This window comes from Pseudoalteromonas sp. KAN5 (assembly GCF_022846535.1).
Lineage (GTDB): Bacteria > Pseudomonadota > Gammaproteobacteria > Enterobacterales > Alteromonadaceae > Pseudoalteromonas > Pseudoalteromonas haloplanktis.
In genome coordinates, this window is record NZ_AP025589.1 from 2,937,068 (window position 1) to 2,954,834 (window position 17,767).

17 protein-coding genes and 1 pseudogene are annotated in these 17,767 nt (G+C 40.9%); 9 read left to right on the plus strand and 9 right to left on the minus strand.

From position 1 onward, the window contains the following. The first annotated feature begins 470 nt into the window (after nucleotides 1–470). The 5 genes and pseudogenes from glnA (at nucleotide 471) to KAN5_RS13060 (ending at nucleotide 5,573) form a co-directional block, all read left to right on the plus strand. A pseudogene (glnA, locus tag KAN5_RS13040) lies at nucleotides 471–1,878 on the plus strand (glutamate--ammonia ligase). Between the two features lie 135 nt (nucleotides 1,879–2,013). Continuing rightward, nucleotides 2,014–2,526, plus strand: coding sequence for a DUF4124 domain-containing protein (locus tag KAN5_RS13045; protein ID WP_029216170.1), 513 nt, complete (start codon nucleotides 2,014–2,016; stop codon nucleotides 2,524–2,526). A 90-nt stretch (nucleotides 2,527–2,616) separates the two neighbouring features. Next, nucleotides 2,617–3,687 (plus strand): nitrogen regulation protein NR(II), encoded by a 1,071-nt coding sequence (gene glnL, locus KAN5_RS13050; protein ID WP_244389877.1) that lies wholly within the window; start codon nucleotides 2,617–2,619, stop codon nucleotides 3,685–3,687. 18 nt (nucleotides 3,688–3,705) lie between these two features. Then, entirely contained in the window at nucleotides 3,706–5,091 is a 1,386-nt protein-coding gene (ntrC, locus tag KAN5_RS13055; protein WP_016709068.1) for a nitrogen regulation protein NR(I), read from the plus strand. Nucleotides 5,092–5,114: 23 nt separating this feature from the next. Further along, a complete protein-coding gene (locus tag KAN5_RS13060) occupies nucleotides 5,115–5,573 on the plus strand; it encodes a cyclic nucleotide-binding domain-containing protein (protein ID WP_016709067.1) in 459 nt (152 codons plus the stop codon). A 7-nt stretch (nucleotides 5,574–5,580) separates the two neighbouring features. On the opposite strand, the gene KAN5_RS13065 is transcribed toward KAN5_RS13060, so the two are convergent. The 4 genes from KAN5_RS13065 to KAN5_RS13080 all read right to left on the minus strand — a co-directional run bounded on the left by KAN5_RS13065 (nucleotide 5,581) and on the right by KAN5_RS13080 (nucleotide 7,408). Continuing rightward, entirely contained in the window at nucleotides 5,581–5,979 is a 399-nt protein-coding gene (locus KAN5_RS13065) for a hypothetical protein (protein ID WP_244389878.1), read from the minus strand. Nucleotide 5,980: 1 nt separating this feature from the next. Next, complete coding sequence (locus KAN5_RS13070) at nucleotides 5,981–6,298, minus strand: hypothetical protein (protein WP_244389879.1); 318 nt, start codon at nucleotides 6,296–6,298, stop codon at nucleotides 5,981–5,983. 104 nt (nucleotides 6,299–6,402) lie between these two features. After that, nucleotides 6,403–7,065 carry a hypothetical protein gene (locus KAN5_RS13075; RefSeq protein ID WP_244389880.1) on the minus strand — a complete coding sequence of 221 codons (663 nt, stop codon included), beginning with the start codon at nucleotides 7,063–7,065 and terminating at the stop codon, nucleotides 6,403–6,405. A 55-nt stretch (nucleotides 7,066–7,120) separates the two neighbouring features. Then, entirely contained in the window at nucleotides 7,121–7,408 is a 288-nt protein-coding gene (locus tag KAN5_RS13080) for a hypothetical protein (protein WP_016709065.1), read from the minus strand. 263 nt (nucleotides 7,409–7,671) lie between these two features. Here KAN5_RS13080 and KAN5_RS13085 point away from each other — a divergent pair, with 263 nt between their 5' ends. From KAN5_RS13085 to KAN5_RS13100, 4 genes are all read left to right on the plus strand, one after another. After that, nucleotides 7,672–8,055, plus strand: a complete 384-nt coding sequence (locus tag KAN5_RS13085; RefSeq protein WP_016709064.1) for an RNA-binding S4 domain-containing protein — start codon at nucleotides 7,672–7,674, stop codon at nucleotides 8,053–8,055. Between the two features lie 75 nt (nucleotides 8,056–8,130). Next, on the plus strand, nucleotides 8,131–8,559 hold the full coding sequence (locus KAN5_RS13090; RefSeq protein ID WP_244389881.1) for a hypothetical protein: 429 nt from the start codon (nucleotides 8,131–8,133) through the stop codon (nucleotides 8,557–8,559). A 196-nt stretch (nucleotides 8,560–8,755) separates the two neighbouring features. Next, complete coding sequence (gene acnA / locus KAN5_RS13095; protein WP_244389882.1) at nucleotides 8,756–11,503, plus strand: aconitate hydratase AcnA; 2,748 nt, start codon at nucleotides 8,756–8,758, stop codon at nucleotides 11,501–11,503. A gap of 139 nt (nucleotides 11,504–11,642) precedes the next feature. Then, nucleotides 11,643–11,897: a TMEM134 family protein gene (locus KAN5_RS13100; RefSeq protein WP_244389883.1), complete on the plus strand. Its 255-nt coding sequence runs from the start codon at nucleotides 11,643–11,645 to the stop codon at nucleotides 11,895–11,897. 28 nt (nucleotides 11,898–11,925) lie between these two features. Here the strand turns inward: KAN5_RS13100 and KAN5_RS13105 are convergent, their stop codons facing one another. The 5 genes from KAN5_RS13105 to KAN5_RS13125 form a co-directional block, all read right to left on the minus strand. Beyond that, nucleotides 11,926–12,453 (minus strand): DUF4124 domain-containing protein, encoded by a 528-nt coding sequence (locus tag KAN5_RS13105; RefSeq protein WP_244389884.1) that lies wholly within the window; start codon nucleotides 12,451–12,453, stop codon nucleotides 11,926–11,928. A gap of 34 nt (nucleotides 12,454–12,487) precedes the next feature. Then, on the minus strand, nucleotides 12,488–13,225 hold the full coding sequence (locus KAN5_RS13110) for a transporter substrate-binding domain-containing protein (protein ID WP_016709059.1): 738 nt from the start codon (nucleotides 13,223–13,225) through the stop codon (nucleotides 12,488–12,490). Between the two features lie 99 nt (nucleotides 13,226–13,324). Continuing rightward, nucleotides 13,325–14,065 carry a phosphoadenylyl-sulfate reductase gene (locus KAN5_RS13115; protein WP_016709058.1) on the minus strand — a complete coding sequence of 247 codons (741 nt, stop codon included), beginning with the start codon at nucleotides 14,063–14,065 and terminating at the stop codon, nucleotides 13,325–13,327. 43 nt (nucleotides 14,066–14,108) lie between these two features. Further along, nucleotides 14,109–15,806: an assimilatory sulfite reductase (NADPH) hemoprotein subunit gene (gene cysI, locus KAN5_RS13120; protein ID WP_016709057.1), complete on the minus strand. Its 1,698-nt coding sequence runs from the start codon at nucleotides 15,804–15,806 to the stop codon at nucleotides 14,109–14,111. A 68-nt stretch (nucleotides 15,807–15,874) separates the two neighbouring features. Then, nucleotides 15,875–17,683, minus strand: a complete 1,809-nt coding sequence (locus KAN5_RS13125; RefSeq protein WP_016709056.1) for an assimilatory sulfite reductase (NADPH) flavoprotein subunit — start codon at nucleotides 17,681–17,683, stop codon at nucleotides 15,875–15,877. Nucleotides 17,684–17,767: the final 84 nt, after the last annotated feature.

The following is a 17,767-nucleotide window of genomic DNA, read 5'->3' on the forward strand; positions in this document are numbered from 1 at the left end:
CTCACCTGCGTTTTCACGAGATGTCCCAGCATAGGATTTAAAAGGGCGCATATTATCCCTTATTAATGAGATGGATGAAAGTTTATCCAATATATATTTCACAACTTTCTTTATAGTTCTAATAAGTATCTGTTTTATATATGACATTTTCATTAACTTAATTTTTTAATTTAGCACTATTTAGCTCATTCCTAGCTATTGTTGTCATAATTTGGCAGTATTTGATGGATAAGTTAACTAAATAGCAGTGCCTATTAAATGTACTAATCAATAGTGAATAGCGTTCCACATTAGTAATGCACCAAAATAACTCAAAACATGTCCATATTGGTGCAAAAACATATAAGCGAAGCAAACACTGTTATTTTTTAACCATTAAAAACAATGGATTACAAATGTGGCATGGAAGCCGCTTACTAGAAGCAAAAGCAATTATGCAGCAATAATAAAACCCAACAGTTGGAGGACACATGTCACAATCGGTTTTAGATTTTATTAAAGAAAATGACGTTAAGTTCGTTGATTTACGCTTTACTGACACAAAAGGTAAAGAACAACATGTTTCTATTCCTCATCATCAAGTAGATGAAGACTTCTTTGAAGACGGCAAAAATGTTCGATGGTTCTTCAATTGCTGGTTGGAAAGGCATTAACGAATCAGACATGGTACTTCTACCAGTTGCTGAATCAGCTAAGTTAGACCCTTTTACAGAAGAAGCTACTTTAATCTTACGTTGTGACGTGGTTGAGCCTAGCACACTACAAGGTTATGAGCGTGACCCACGTTCAGTTGCTAAACGCGCTGAAGAATATATGCGTTCTACAGGTATCGCTGACACCGTTTTATTTGGCCCTGAGCCAGAGTTTTTCGTATTTGATGACATTAAATACAAAACTGACATGTCAGGTTCTATGTATAAAATTGATTCTAAGCAAGCTGCTTGGAACTCAGATAAAGAATATGAAGGCGGTAACACTGGCCATCGTCCAGGTGTTAAAGGCGGTTATTTCCCAGTTGCTCCAGTTGATGATTTCCAAGATTGGCGTTCAGCTACGTGTTTAGTTCTTGAAGAGCTAGGTCAAGTTGTTGAAGCACACCACCACGAAGTGGCAACTGCAGGTCAAAACGAAATCGCTACTCGCTTCAATACTATGGTATTAAAGGCAGATGAAATCCAAGAAATGAAATATGTTATTCATAACATGGCTCACTTATATGGTAAAACTGCAACCTTCATGCCTAAGCCTGTTGTTGGTGATAACGGTTCAGGTATGCACTGTCACCAGTCTTTAGCTAAAGACGGTGTTAACTTATTCGCAGGTGACAAGTACGGCGGTCTTTCTGAAGAAGCGCTTTACTACATTGGTGGTATCATCAAGCACGCTAAAGCAATCAACGCTTTCGCAAATGCGTCAACTAACTCTTATAAGCGTTTAGTACCGGGCTTTGAAGCGCCTGTTATGCTTGCATATTCTGCACGTAACCGTTCAGCTTCTATCCGTATCCCAGTGGTTCCGTCTGCAAAAGGTCGTCGTATCGAAGTACGCTTCCCTGATCCAACAGCTAACCCATACCTTGCATTCTCTGCAATGCTTATGGCTGGCCTTGACGGTATCAAAAACAAGATCCACCCTGGCGATGCAATGGATAAAGATTTATACGACTTACCGGCAGAAGAAGCAGCAGAGATTCCAACAGTTGCATCTTCATTAGGTGAAGCCCTAGCTGCACTAGATGCAGACCGTGAGTTCTTAAATCAAGGTGGTGTATTCACTAACGATTTAATTGATGCTTACATTGCACTTAAATCTAAAGAAGTTGAAAAGCTTAACATGACAACTCACCCAGTTGAGTTCGAAATGTACTACAGCTGTTAATCACCTGTAGTTAAAGTTACCTCGTTGTAGGTAATTAATGTGTTCTCGAAAAGCCCGTTCAACGGGCTTTTTTTATGGCAAATGTCCTCATTTTCTACTAGAGTTTTATTAGTGCAAAAAATGCAAGGTGACAGAGTGAAAACAACGCTTTTATTACTAGTAATGCTGATTTTAACCAGCTTTTATAGTTACTGTGGTGATAAGAAAATTTATTCTTGGAAAGACAAGAATGGCGTTTTAGTATTTTCTGATACACCTAAAGTCGGTGCGACTGAGGTAAAGCTCACCAGCCAAACTTTATCTATGCCAACCATTGATACGAGTATCTTAGATGAGCAACAACCTGTTGCTGCAAAGAGCTATAAAGTAGCGATTTCTTCACCTGCTGACCAAGACACTGTGCGTGAGAATAGCGGTTCCGTGTATGTAACGAGCCGGATCACACCGCGCTTTGAAAATGGTTTTAAAATTCAGCTACTCGTTGATGGCGCAGTATTTGCGGAACCCAGTAATACCAGTACTTTTGCCCTTCGTGATGTAAATCGCGGCGAACACACCTTACAAGTAAAGCTATTTGATCCGCAAGGCTCGGTAGTTTCTGTTAGCCCCATAAGTACATTTTATATGCATAGAGCTTCATCTTTGTAAATAACTCAGCTTTATTACAAAGACAATAATTTGCTTAATAATTATGTGCTAAGCTGCTAACTATCATCAACGCACTAAAGTGGTGCAACCATGCCCAATAATAAAAGTTTTAACCCTGAATTACTCACCAGCATTTGGCAAAATCTCTCAACTGCAGTGATCTTACTGGACCAAAAATTCACGCTTATTTATGCTAATAATAGTGCCAGTGAGCTCTTAGGATTAGGCTCTAAGCGTATTCTAAACCAACCCTTCGATAGTCTGTTTAACTACCATTCGATTGACTTAAAACGCATTGCGCAATACTCTTTAATGGATGGTGTAGATTGCCACCAGCATAGAGCTGACGTGGTGTTCATCGATTCTCGCCATGCTAAGTTAGCGATCAGTTCGCGCCGAGTTAAACTACAAGACGAGTATTACATCCTATTTGAATGCCGCCAAACTGACGACGAAATTCGTCACGACCAAGCTTCAAATCAAATGCATCAATATCAAGCTGCCCGTAACTTAATAAGGGGACTTGCCCATGAAATTAAAAATCCTTTAGGCGGAATTCGCGGAGCGGCGCAATTATTGCAGTATGAGGTTGATCAGCATGAACGGGATGAATGTGCAGAACTGATCATTGAGCAAGCCGACCGCTTAAGAGAGCTGGTTGACAGATTGTTAGGACCGAATCAATTACCACAAAAATCATACGGTAATATTCATCAAACCTTAGAGTCTGTAATTAAGTTAAGTACTTTAGATAATTGCGCCAATATTAGTTTGGAGAAAGATTATGATCCAAGTATTCCAGATGTATTTATTGACCAAGGTAAAATTCAGCAAGTGGTACTTAATATTGTTCGTAATGCACAACAAGCGTTAATTGATGGTGGCGTGATAAAAATTAAAACGCGAATAAATCATCAACAACGTCGCCCGGGTAAAGCCCCTAAAAAAGCTTTGCTGATCCAAATATCAGATGACGGACCCGGTATCGATCCTAGCATCAAAGAGACCTTGTTTTACCCAATGATCACTAATAAAGAAGGTGGTTCAGGACTTGGCCTTTCGATTGCACAAACCTTGATCGATCAACATAATGGCCATATCGAATGCGATAGTTGGCCGGGTCATACAGAATTTAATATATATCTGCCTTTTGTGGATTAATCGGTTTTTGGAGTTCGCATGAAAACAGTTTGGCTTGTTGATGATGATGCATCGATTCGCTTTGTGCTTGAAAAAGCACTTGCACGCGCAGGTTTCAATGTTGAAAGTTTTGCTAATGCCCAAGATGTGCTCAGTGCATTAAAGTTTAGTCAGCCCACCGTGCTGGTATCAGATGTTAGAATGCCAGGTATGGATGGGATGGCTCTACTAGAACTAATTGCGGAACAAAACCCAGGGCTTCCCGTGATCATTATGACTGCGCATTCTGATTTAGACTCTGCAGTTAACGCCTTTCAAAAAGGTGCATTTGAGTACCTCGCCAAACCGTTTGATTTAAATGAAGCGGTGTCTTTAGTTGAGAGTGCGTGTCGTGCTAATTCAACGAAAAAAACCAAGCGTAAACAAGCACCGCCAAAAAGTGCTCATATCATTGGTGAAGCACCCGCCATGCAAGAAGTGTTTCGTGCCATTGGTAAACTCTCAGCGTCGAGCATGAGTGTGTTGATCAATGGTGAATCTGGTACCGGTAAAGAATTGGTAGCCAGTGCCTTGCACAATCACAGCCCACGTAAAGACAACCAGTTTATTGCCCTCAATATGGCAGCTATCCCTAAAGAGTTAGTTGAGTCAGAATTGTTCGGCCATGAAAAAGGCGCCTTTACTGGCGCTGATAGTGTACGTAAAGGCCGTTTTGAACAAGCTAATGGCGGTACATTATTTTTAGATGAAATTGGTGATATGCCGCTTGATGTACAAACCCGGCTATTACGCGTATTGGCAGATGGCGAGTTTTACCGTGTTGGTGGTCATCAAAGTATTAAGGTCGATGTGCGGATCATTGCTGCAACCCACCAAAATTTAGAAGACTTGGTCAAACAAGGGAAATTTAGGGACGACTTATTCCACCGCTTAAACGTGGTAAGGCTACGTTTGCCTGCTCTGCGTGAGCGCACCGAAGATATTGAACGGTTAGCACAACACTTTTTGCATAAAAGCGCAAAAGATTTACAAGTTGAAAGTAAAGTACTCAGCTCTAAAGCCACGGATTTACTACGCCTATTTAACTGGCCAGGTAATGTTCGTCAACTCGAAAACACCTGCCGCTGGCTTACTGTCATGGCCCCAGGTGAACTGATCAGTGAACAAGACTTACCCCCTGAGATTTTAGAGATTGATGAAGCTCAACAAGAAGGTGACTGGCTTGATTCATTCCAGCAGTGGCTTAATCAGGAGCTAAAGCAAGGTAAAGAAAATATTTGGCCAAATATTCAAGCGCAGCTAGAAACTCGCTTAATAAAAACGGCGTTGGCTAACTGTGCTGGTCACAAACAAGAAGCCGCCGTTAAAATTGGTTGGGGACGCAATACATTGACCCGTAAATTAAAAGAGCGCAATATTAACTAATTAGATCTTACTATTGGCTCTTAATGAAGTTAATCGAACATATTCCACTGATAAAACAGATGGAAATTATTAATCGGCTGAATTTTTTTAAAGAATTTACCCTCAATGAGCGGCAAGTTTTACTTGAGTCATTCAGCCATTTATATTTAATTAATAAAGATCGTTTTTTATTCAAACAATTTGATAATGATAAGCACCTTTATATCATTTTAAGTGGCGCTATTACGGTTTTCAAACACAGTCACCTAGTTGATCTCGGTACTATTGAGCCTGGTGAGTTTATTGGTGAAGGTGCATTTATTAACAACCGTGAGCGTAGCACCAGCGCTCGAGCTAAAAGCGACACCATCGTATTAGCTATTACCCCAGAATCACTCACCCGTTTACCCAATGTGATCCGCGAAAAGATTAAAGACCGTATTATCGAAGGTATGAGCGAGCGTATAGCCAAACTTAATCACTACCTAGAATCACGCGGCTGATCAACAATCAGGTAACTTTATTTAAATCTTTAATATGCTTAATAGTAGGTATCACTAATATAAAGCTGAAACATAAATAAAAGGCCGCCATAGTAATCATATCGTACACTTCATAGCCTACGTGGTTACTAACAAGCTCATAAATTAAAGCAGTGCAATTCACAATAAAAAAGAATGTAATTGCAAATACCCAAAAGACTTTGGAACGAATTATGAATTTATTAAATGCGTAACTGTATGCACCTAACAGTATCAACAGATCAGCAATTAGTATTAAAATGCTTACAAAAAGAGGGTGTGTTGGTGCAACAATATCTGCAACTGTAAATGCATCATAAATTGCATATGTAACAAAACAAGCAAGAACGAAAAAAACAATCTGCCAATGTCTTTTATTGTTACTCATATCACCACCAATGCCCATATGGAATTTCTGCAGGCTCGTTTGGTAATTTTTTCCATCCCTCTTTGTCATCTATATACCTACGTTTGAAGTTTCTACGCTTTGCCCCTACCGGAGTTAGTGACAGAAAAACATTTAATAGGTTAATAAACTCACTAGAGTCGCGACCTGATTGCCCATAAGTAATCTTTAGCAGAGGATGTAAGTTTCTGTATTGCTGCTCCGCATCTTCACGCTTCTTAAAAAACTCTTTATAGAGAAGATCGCCTACTGTATATATCTTTCCCAAAATTCCTGCATTTTTAAATGCTTTATTCACCATTATTTACATCCCTGTTATATTCACTATTCTTGAACCTAAAATGACAACAAAACAAGTAACCTGATTCAATTATAACCAAAACAGTGATACAAACTAAATTATTCCTAATCCATATACACAACTTGCAGCGAGCAGTTTAACCATTGTGGGCTCTCAACATGCGCAGTATAACGATATGTATCTGAGGGTTTTTCACCAAATGGTGTTGCAACCAAAGGAGTTGAATGCGTGTAGGACTGCGAAATATCTCTATAATTGATGACCAAATAATTTTCATAAAACTGCCACTCTAAGTGGGCACGCGCACCATTAAGTAATGTAAACGCAACCACGTTTTCATTAAATGTAACCCGTAAGTTGTTATATCTGTCTTCTGAGCAGTTGGTTGTGCGCATTAGCTTGGGCATATTAAAGCCCGGCTCAATATGCTCACCGCGCAAGTAAAAGCCAATATTGCCATCGCTATAATGATGATTAGCCGCCGATACATAGTTTATCTGCGGCTGATAACCCATTGCTTGCATAATACCAGTAAGCTGCTCGGTTTCGGCTGTAAGTAGCTTATCTTCAGAAGTTAATAGAGTCGCAGCGGCAAACTCTTTGGGGATTGGTAATTGAATAAACTGATACGGTAATGATTGTTGCTGCAAGCGTATTGTTAGCTGTTGTGTTTGTATGTCTGTTAACGCTTGTGTATATACATATACTGTTGGTTGCTGGCACGCAGTTAGTAATAACAACATGCAAATTAAAATTCCATTTCGCATAGCACCTCCAAATGATTACAAGTGTAGTCTATTAGAGGTGCCCTATTATAGCAACTTAATTTATTTGGCTATTTAGCCAAGCATCAACGCTTTTCCTGGTGTAAAGCACATCTTTAAATAAACGATGACGTTGAAATTCCAGTAAACGCTCTCGGTTGCTATCGCCACTGAGCAACTGGCTGTGGTTATCATTAAACTTTGAAATTACCGAAAAGCCTTTTTGCGTATTATGTGGCTGTTGTTTTACCTGTTCGGTTAGGTGCGCTCTGACATCATCAGCAGTTAACATATCTGAGTTATTCAAACCCATTAACTCTTTTCTCATTGCTAATCTTACGCCCATCTTCTACTCCATTGTCAGTGCCTTAGCACTTAAGTTACTGTATCTAGCGGTTATTGATTTTCATCACTTATGGCAAATAACAAGCCAGATTTCACGGGGGCAGCTTACACTGCAATTACTGCAGTTTTTTTAAAGGCAGCGAGAAATACAAAAATGTGCCTGATTAAATTTATTTAATCCCTAGTAGACTTTATAGTGCTTGATGCAAAATTCGCGCTAAGCCTTTATACTACAGGCTATGCCCTACCTTAATGAGATCAAACATGAACGACGAATACATTGAAATTGAATTAGAAGAAGAACCGATTGAGTTATGTAAACTTTTAAAAGTTCTTGATTTAGTTGAAGGTGGCGGCCAAGCAAAAAACCTCATCACTGAAGGTTATGTCGGTGTTAACCATGAAATTTGTACAATCAAACGGAAAAAATTATACAGTGGTGATGTGCTTGAATTTGATGGTGAGTTATTTCAATTAACGCTAAGTGAAGATGCAACACCGGCACAGCGCCCTGTGGAAAATACTCAATCTGAAAGTGCAAAAAGCCCTGTGCAAGAAACACCAGCGGCACCTAAAAACAAACGTAAACGAACTAAAAAGCCGAAAGTAGATGAAAAAACGGGCCGTCGTCCGATTTCATTTGGTTAATCACCAACCTAACTTGTAAAACGTATTAAGGTCGTCTTTAATTACTTTCTGAACAATAACAATTAGAAAATATTTATGACGACTTCAACAGCTCCTAGCTGGCTTAAAAGCGTTGCTTGGGCCGCATTAGTTTGGAATTTACTTGGGGTGATTGCGTTTATTATGCAGCTGCTTATGACCCCAGAGATGATTAGTAAACTTCCTGCAGATCAACAAGCTGCCTATTCAAATACCCCTCTGTGGGCAACTTTGGCATTTGCTGTAGCCGTTTTTAGTGGCACATTAGGCTGTATTTTTTTGTTACTTAAAAAAGCCGTTGCACGAACCTGTTTTACGCTGTCTTTAATCGCAATTTTGATCCAACAATTTTATAATTTCATCATTATTAACAGTATCGAACTACTCGGTGCAAGTGCTGTCTTTATGCCACTGCTGGTGATAATCATCGCGATTTTATTATTGCACCTTAGCCATCGAGGCAAGCTGCAACACTGGTTAAATTAATTCATACTTGGGCCAATATTAGTTTTGGCCCAATAAAAACTTCCCCTTGATTTTTTACCTTTAAATCGCATCTCTACTACAATAACTGTATAAAAAAAGCACATCACTTTTAAATATTCGACCTTGGTATGCAGTTTGCAAACCTATAAACATTAGAGGTTTTTCCACTCATTTTAATTTAGTAAAGGGGCACATAATGAATAATAGTTTTGATACCCAAAAACAGCTCACAATTAATGGCGAGCAGTTTCATATTCATTCACTACAAGGGTTAGGCGATAAAGCCAAACGATTGCCGTTCTCGTTGAAAATTCTACTTGAAAACCTATTGCGCAATGAAGATGGCGTTAACATTAAAGCACAAGATATCGATGCATTATTAGAGTGGGATCCGCAAGCCAAACCTACCGCCGAAGTAGCATTTACGCCAGCGCGTGTAGTTATGCAAGACTTTACAGGTGTACCCGCAATCGTTGATTTAGCCGCAATGCGCGACGCTATGGAAAAACTCGGTGGCGATCCCGCAAAAATAAATCCACTCTCGCCTGCTGAGCTAGTCATTGACCATTCTGTTCAAGTAGATGGCTATGGTAATGATGGCTCGTTTGATTTAAATGCTAAGTTAGAATATGAGCGCAATAAAGAGCGCTACGAGTTTTTACGTTGGGGTCAAACCGCTTTTGATAATTTAAAAGTAGTCCCCCCCGCTACCGGTATTGTTCACCAAGTTAACTTAGAGTATTTAGCCCGCGTAGTATTTAATGAAGAGCGCAACGGCCAAAAATTTGCTTACCCAGATACATTGGTCGGTACTGACTCTCATACTACTATGATCAATGGCCTGGGCGTACTTGGTTGGGGTGTCGGTGGCATTGAAGCCGAAGCTGCAATGCTGGGTCAGCCTATTAGCTTACTGATCCCACAGGTTGTGGGTATGAAGCTCAGTGGCCGTTTAGCTGAAGGCACTACTGCGACCGATTTAGTACTTACAGTAACAGAGATACTGCGCAAACATGGTGTAGTGGGTAAGTTTGTTGAATTTTATGGTGATGGCCTTGCTGATTTACCATTAGCCGATCGGGCAACCATAGCAAACATGGCCCCCGAATATGGTGCAACCTGTGGTATTTTCCCTATCGATGATGAAACCATTAGTTACCTGCGCTTAACTAATCGTGATGAAGAGCAGCTAAAACTGATTGGAGACTACGCCAAACATCAAGGGCTATGGCGTAACGATGGTGATGAGGCTAATTACACCGATAAACTTGAGTTAAACCTCAGCGATGTGGTGCCAAGCCTAGCGGGGCCAAAACGCCCACAAGACAGAATTGCATTAGATCAAGCTGGCGACATCATTACCAAGCATTTAAAAACCTTTCAAGATGAGCGCTTAGCTAAACGTGATAACAGTGACGAACAACAAGCACGCATTGAAAGCGAAGGTCCTGCCACGAACCCAGACGAACCAGTCAACGAAGCGCAATTTATGGGCGCTGCAAAGGTTAATTTTAAAGACCAAGAATTTGAGCTTAAAGATGGCGCGTGTGTGATTGCAGCTATTACTAGCTGTACTAACACCTCCAACCCTAGCGTGGTTTTAGCCGCAGGTTTAGTAGCGCAAAAAGCGCGTCAGTTAGGAATTAGCGTAAAACCTTGGGTAAAAACATCACTGGCGCCAGGCTCACAAGTGGTCACTGACTACTTAGAAAGAGCAGGCCTAATGGATGATTTAGATGCTCTTGGCTTTAACTTGGTAGGTTATGGTTGCACAACCTGTATCGGTAACTCAGGCCCACTTGCGGATGAAATATCTGATGCGATCCAAAAGCATAAACTGGTAGTCAGTTCTATCTTATCAGGTAACCGTAATTTTGAAGGACGTATTCACCAAGATGTAAAAATGAACTTTTTAGCCTCACCGCCATTGGTTGTTGCGTACGCAATTGCTGGACGCACTGATATAGATGTTTATAACGAGCCATTGGCGCAAGATGCTAACGGCAACGATATTTACCTAAAAAACATCTGGCCTACAGTAAGTGAAGTAAATGAACTAGTGAAAAAAACCGTCACTAAAGAAATGTTTGCTTCAAGTTATGGCAATGTCTACAAGGGTGATGATCGCTGGCAACAAATTAAAATTCCCGATGGCAAACTGTATGATTGGAATGACGCTTCCACTTATATCAAAAAAGCGCCCTTTTTTGATGGTATGACAGTAGAGCCACCTGGGATCCCCGCAATTAACGGCGCACGCTGTTTAGCAAAACTTGGCGACTCTGTTACTACTGACCATATCTCCCCAGCAGGAGCTATAAAAGCTGATGCCCCCGCCGGTCTCTACTTGCAAGAACATGGTGTCGAGAAGGCACAATTCAACTCTTACGGTTCACGTCGTGGTAATCACGAAGTCATGATGCGCGGTACATTCGCTAACGTAAGATTGAAAAACTTATTAGCCCCTGGCACTGAAGGTGGTGTAACTCGCACACAACCTGAGGATGAACTTGCTAGTATTTATGATGCGGCGATGGCTTATCAACAACAAGGCACGCCATTAGTTATACTTGCAGGTGCTGAATATGGTACTGGCTCTTCTCGCGACTGGGCAGCAAAAGGCTCGCTATTACTTGGTGTTAAAGCTGTCATCGCACAAAGCTATGAACGCATTCACCGCTCTAATCTAATTGGTATGGGTGTATTACCGCTACAATTTAAAGATGGTGAAAGTCATGAATCCCTTGGTTTGACTGGTCAAGAGCAATTTGACATTGATGGCTTGTATGACAAAACCGCAGAAGTGAGCGTGATTGCTACCAACAGCGAAGGTAAACAAGTTAACTTTAGCGCCGATGTTCGAATCGATACCCCTAAAGAGTGGGATTACTACAAGCACGGCGGCATTTTACAATACGTCTTGCGTAATATGCTCAGTAACTAATAACGAGTTAGGGCTTTGCAGATTTAATTTGCTTAGCCCTCTTTTTTTGATGTAAAACAATTCTACCCCGCCACTTATTACCTATACTTAATGTTGTTAATTAACTTCAGTTCAGCTTAACCACTAATAGGTGCATTCTATGACTGAGCAAAGTATGACAGAGCAAAAAATCATAAGAGTTTTAAAAATTTTTATAGCTCTCGGTATTACACTGATTTTAACAGGGCATTATTTGCTAGTTTCAGATATTTTTGCTCAACAAAATAGTATCCATAGCATTATGATCGGTGCAGTTTTTATTGCTGTTGGAATTTTATGTTCATTACCGACTAAAATTTATCTCACGATTTTGCTGATGAAAATGGAAGCCGAACACGATCAGCATACACAATAAAACGCTCATAAAGCTGTAAAAAGGTTTATTACTGAGCCGCTTCCAACGCCTTTGTGCGCTGCTCTAACGCACTCTTTGCCTGCTCTGCATCTTCAAATAGCTTTTTTATCACTAAAGGGTCATATACCCCACTTGGCGTAAGCGGCATATCAGGTGCTGCTTTAGCACTACCTTTGAGAATCGCGGTATCTTCGGCTGCAACAACCGTAATATCGTTCGGGTCGAGTAACATTTGCTGGCTGTTGCCATCAGGGTTAGGGTTATCTGAATAATGCCACTGTCCTTGTTTATCTTGCCATTTATAAATGACAATAGCCTCAGATGAACTATTCGAAGTGATTGACGCGGCGACTTTTTTGCTGGTATCACTGACGGTCTTAACAGCGTGAGCAAAGGTGTCAGTAGATAATCCAACGACTTGCTCTTTTATCTCACGAGATTGACGAGTTATTTCATCACTCGTTAACCATGGTTGACCATCAGGGCGTTGTAAATAAAATAATGCTGTAACACTAATTAGCAATATCATAATTACTAAATACGAAAAGTACTTCATTTTCAATCCTTTGAGTTAAAAATCTCCATCACTATCATTGATAGCGAGCTATGATTCTAGCTAGCTCGCCACTATCTTTCAACCTCTGTAAAAAATCATTAAATTCTTTTGCGTATTTCTTACCCCGAGAATTATAAGAAAACTGTAGTTGTAGTGGCGCCTTACCTACGTTTTCATTACTGACAACCAAAGCAGATAATTCTGGATACTGGCGTACATACCAATCGATTTGTGATCTCGACATCACAGCAAAGCGCCTACCAGCATGTGTATCTCTATACAAACTTTGCAACATAGCTAGATCTGAATAATAGTTTTCACGATGTAGTACTTTATTCTTTACTAGCAACTCAAATGTTGGATAAACATAACCAAAACGGCCAAGTAAAACACCACTTTTTAGGTTATCCAGTTGCTGAAGGTCAATAAGTTTAGCACCTTGTGCAACAACCATTACATCTTCGATTCGCACAATTTCTTGACTCCAATAATATGGCTCATGACTAGACAGCCACACTTCAGATTCCATCCGAGCATCAACCTCACCTCGTTGCACCATTTTTGCTGATCGCATTTCAGGTACGAAGGTATAGTCAATCTGAGTGCCCGTTGTTGTCGAAAATAATGTAATGACGTCATTTAAAATACCTTTATGTTGCGCATCCACAAAATGATAAGGGGGATAATCTTCATCGGGTAACGCAATGCGAAGGCTATCGGCAAAAAGGCTGCTAGAAAAAAGCCAAAAGAAAATTGCACAAAACGGTTTCATAAAATACGTGAGCATGAATTTATAATGATTAATTGTAGTCAAAAATAGAAAACGCAGCTAGGCTGCGTTTCGATAATCGTTATAGAGCTGTGCTTGAGGCTAAATGCCATCACCATCAATATGCAAGCCACACTCGCGGTTTAAGCCAAAAAAGCGGGTTTCTTCTTCGGTCATGCCCGGCTCTAATTTACGCGTGGTATGAACATCCCCCATAGACACATAGCCTTGCTCCCAAAGCGGATGATACGGTAAATCATGCTTAGTTAAATATTGATATACATCACGATTAGTCCATTCAATAATTGGATAAACTTTAACTGTACCACGGCTGATCTCAACAATTTGTTTGTCAGCACGCGTAGACGCTTGATCGCGGCGTAAACCACTAAACCAAGTTCCTGCATCAATCTCTTTTAAAGCACGGGTCATAGGCTCAACTTTATTAAGCTGATTATATTGCTTTATACCCGCCTCACCTTGCTCCCACAATTTACCAAACTTAGCTTCTTGCCATGCTGGACTAAGGTGCGATTTATACACTTTTAAATTAAGTGATAAACGTTCGGTTAATTGCTCAATAAACTGATAAGTCTCTGGAAACAAATAGCCCGTATCGGTAAGTACCACAGGAATATCAGGTTTTAGCGAGGTTACTAAATGCAACATCACCGCTGCTTGAATACCAAAGCTTGATGATAAAAACTGTGTATCAGGCAAATTCTCAAGCGCCCACGCTACACGCTGCTCGGCACTCATATCTTTCAATACGCCGTTAGCATCAGCAAGCAATGCTGCTTGGCTTTCTTTATCTAGCTGTAATATGTTTTTAAATTCACTCATAGTAAATTCCAAACCTTAACCAGTGCTTTGCACTGGTTTTAAATTATGCGTGGAAATCGGTTACTGAGACTTTAACTTCAGCGACGATGCCTTTACGGATCACAAAGTCACCAAAACATTCGCCGTCATTACGCTCGCTTGCCCATTGACCTATTAATTTGTCAAAGGCCTCTAAATACACATCTTCACCGACATTTTCTAAATACAACTTAGGAATGCGCGTGCCTTCAAGGTTGCCCCCTAGATACACGTTATATTTACCAGGTCCTTTACCAACTAAACCCGCCTCAGCCAACATTGCACGACCACAACCATTCGGGCAACCAACAACGCGCATGATTATGCTGTCATTAGGAATACCATGCTTAGCAAGTAAAGCTTCTGTCTTCTCAATTAAGCTTGGTAAATAACGCTCAGCTTCTGCCATGGCTAATGGACAAGTTGGCAAGGCCACACAGGCCATCGAATTTTTACGTTGCTCTGAATCGTTATCATCAATCAAGCCATGATTACGAGCAATTTCTTCAATGACTGCTTTTTGATCCGCTGGAACACCGGCAATGATCAAGTTTTGGTTTGCCGTCATGCGCATATCACCTTGGTGAACTTCAGCAATTTTACGACAACCTGTCTTAAGTGGCTTACCTGGATAATCTAAAATACGACCACTTTGAATAAATAATGTTAAGTGATGCTTGCCATCAATGCCTTCAACCCAACCTATGCGGTCACCTCGATGAGTAAACTCATACGGACGACTGTCTGCAAACGTCACTCCTGCGCGTTTTTCTACTTCTGCTTTAAATACATCTGCACCAACACGATCTAATGTGTACTTAGTCTTTGCATTTTTACGGTTTGAGCGGTTACCCCAATCACGCTGTACAGATACCACGTGCTCAGCAATTTTTAACGTATGCTCAAGCGGTATAAAACCAAAATCATCCGCTTTACGTGGATAAGTCGCTGTATCGCCATGGGTCATCGCTAAGCCGCCGCCAACCAGCACGTTAAAACCAACGAGCTTGCCATTGTCAGCAATTGCCACAAAGTTTAAATCATTTGCGTGTACATCCACTTCGTTATTCGGTGGAATGGTCACTGTGGTTTTAAACTTACGTGGTAAGTAGTTAGATCCTAAAATAGGCTCTTCAGTAGTTTCGGCCTTTTCGCCATTTAACCAAATTTCAGCGTATGCTTTAGTTTTTGGTAATAAATGCTCAGAGATCTTTGCCGCCCACTCGTAGGCTTCTTGATGAAGTTCAGATTCCACAGGGTTAGTGGTACACAGTACGTTTCGGTTAACATCACCTGCAGTCGCGATAGAATCAATGCCCACACTATTTAGCATTTGGTGCATGCCTTTAATGTTTGGCTTTAATACCCCATGAAACTGAAACGTTTGACGGGTGGTTAAACGAATGCTGCCATAGCTGGTTTTTTCATCGGCAAATTTATCAATCGCCAGCCATTGCTCTGGCTTGATGATGCCACCTGGCATACGTGCTCGTAGCATTACATTATGTAATGGCTCCAGCTTTTGCTTCGCGCGCTCAGGGCGAATATCACGGTCATCTTGTTGATACATACCGTGGAAACGGATCAGTTGGAAGTTATCCGCAGTAAAACCACCGGTGATCTCGTCTTTTAAATCTTGCTCAATTGTGCCACGTAAAAAGTTACTTTCTCTTTTCAAACGCTCGTTATCAGAAAGCTTTACGTTTTTATCTTGTTCGCTCATGGTAAATCCTAAATTAGTTACAGTGACGGCTGTTAGCTTTGCTTTTATAAAGTAAGCAACGTGTACGTTTAGTACACGTCTTTCTGATAGCGATTTGCGCTACGTAAATCTTTTAAATACTGCTCAGCGTCTTCATCATTTTTACCGCTGTTTTCTTTGATGATATCAAGCAAAGCTTGATGTACATCTTTCGCCATACGATTTGCATCACCACAAATATAAAAATGCGCGCCCGCTTCTAGCCATGCAAATACATCTTTACTGTTTTGACGTAGCTTATCTTGAACATAAACTTTCTCAGCTTGGTCACGACTAAATGCCACATCAACTTTACTCAGTAGGCCTGATTTTAAGTAACCTTGGATTTCCACTTGGTATAAGAAATCTTGAGTAAAATGTGGGTTACCAAAGAATAACCAATTTTTACCTGATGCTTCACGGGCATCACGCTCTTGTAAGAATGCGCGGAACGGCGCAATACCCGTTCCAGGACCTACCATGATCACCGGTGTTTCATCGTTCGCTGGTAAACGGAAGTTATCGTTATGCTCGCTAAATACTTTTACTTTACAGCCTTCTTCAGCGCGACGTGCTAAATAACCAGAGCAACCACCTAAATGTTCACTACCAAAAGCTTCAAACTCAACCAAGCCAATCGTTAAATGAACTTCGTCTTCAACCTCAGCTTGGCTTGACGCAATTGAATACAAACGCGCTTGTAATTTACGTAAACAATCAACGAGTGTTTGCGCTTCAAGCTTGGCTGGGTTTTGGCGGATCACATCGAAGATTTGGCGAGGCTCAATGTATTCACGCATTGCTGCTTTATCTTCAACCAGCTTTAATAACTCAGGTGTACCCGTCGCCACGGCGTACTTTTCAACAAAGCCTGGGTATGATTGAGTTAACTCAAGTTTTTCGATTAAAGCATCACGAACGCTAAGTTCTTCCTCGCCTAATTTAACAATAGCTGCCGCATCAATTTGCGTAAGTTCTAGCACTTCATCAACTAAAGCTTCATCATTTAAAAAATACACACCTAGCGAGTCACCCGGCGTATAGGTAATATCTGAACCTTCTAGTGAAATTTCAACGTGACGCACGTCTTTTGTTGAATCACGGCCTGTGATCTTTTGTACTAGGCTCAGCTCTGCCGCAAATGGGTTTTGCTTGGTATATTGACTAGCAGCCGTTGCAGGTGCACCAAATGAAACCACTTGACCTGCAGTTGCACCTTGCTGTGCTTTTAAATCAGGTTCAAACGCATCAAGGGCACCCGTGATCCACGTTGCCGCTTCATCATCATAATCAACATCTAAATCAGCGCGCTGATAAATAGTCTCTGCACCCAGTTTATTTAAGCGTTGTTCAAAGTCTTTTGCTGTTTGGCAGAAAAACTCATAGCTTGAGTCGCCCAAACCAATTACCGCAATTTTCACGCCATCGAGCTTAGGGGCTTTTTTGGTTGCCAAAAACTCATGCAATGTTTCTGCATCCTCTGGTGGCTCACCCTCACCATAAGTTGAAACTACAACGCTAAGGAACTTTTCTTTTTTCAGGGCTGTTGGTTTGTAATCAGACATGCTAACCAACTTGACCGCAAGACCACGTGATTCAGCTTGTTCTTTAAGTTTCGTTGCTACACCTTTCGCATTGCCGGTTTGTGAACCGTACAAGATAGTTAATGCGGCCGCTTCTCCTGCACTTGGTGCTGCACCAACAACGCCACCTAAAGCTGCCGTATTGGCGTTCGCAGCAAGGTAGCCACTTACCCATGCTTGCTGAATTGGATTGAGCTCAGCAACTAAACCTTGTAGCTTCTGTACTTGCTCTTGCGATAGTGGACTTGCCGCAGCATTGAGTTGACCTAACAACATGAATTAATTCCCCGTAACCCTGAAAGTTATCTACAAAATGATCACCGTTCACAGTCAATCACTTTGCCTAAAATTTGTGTCGAC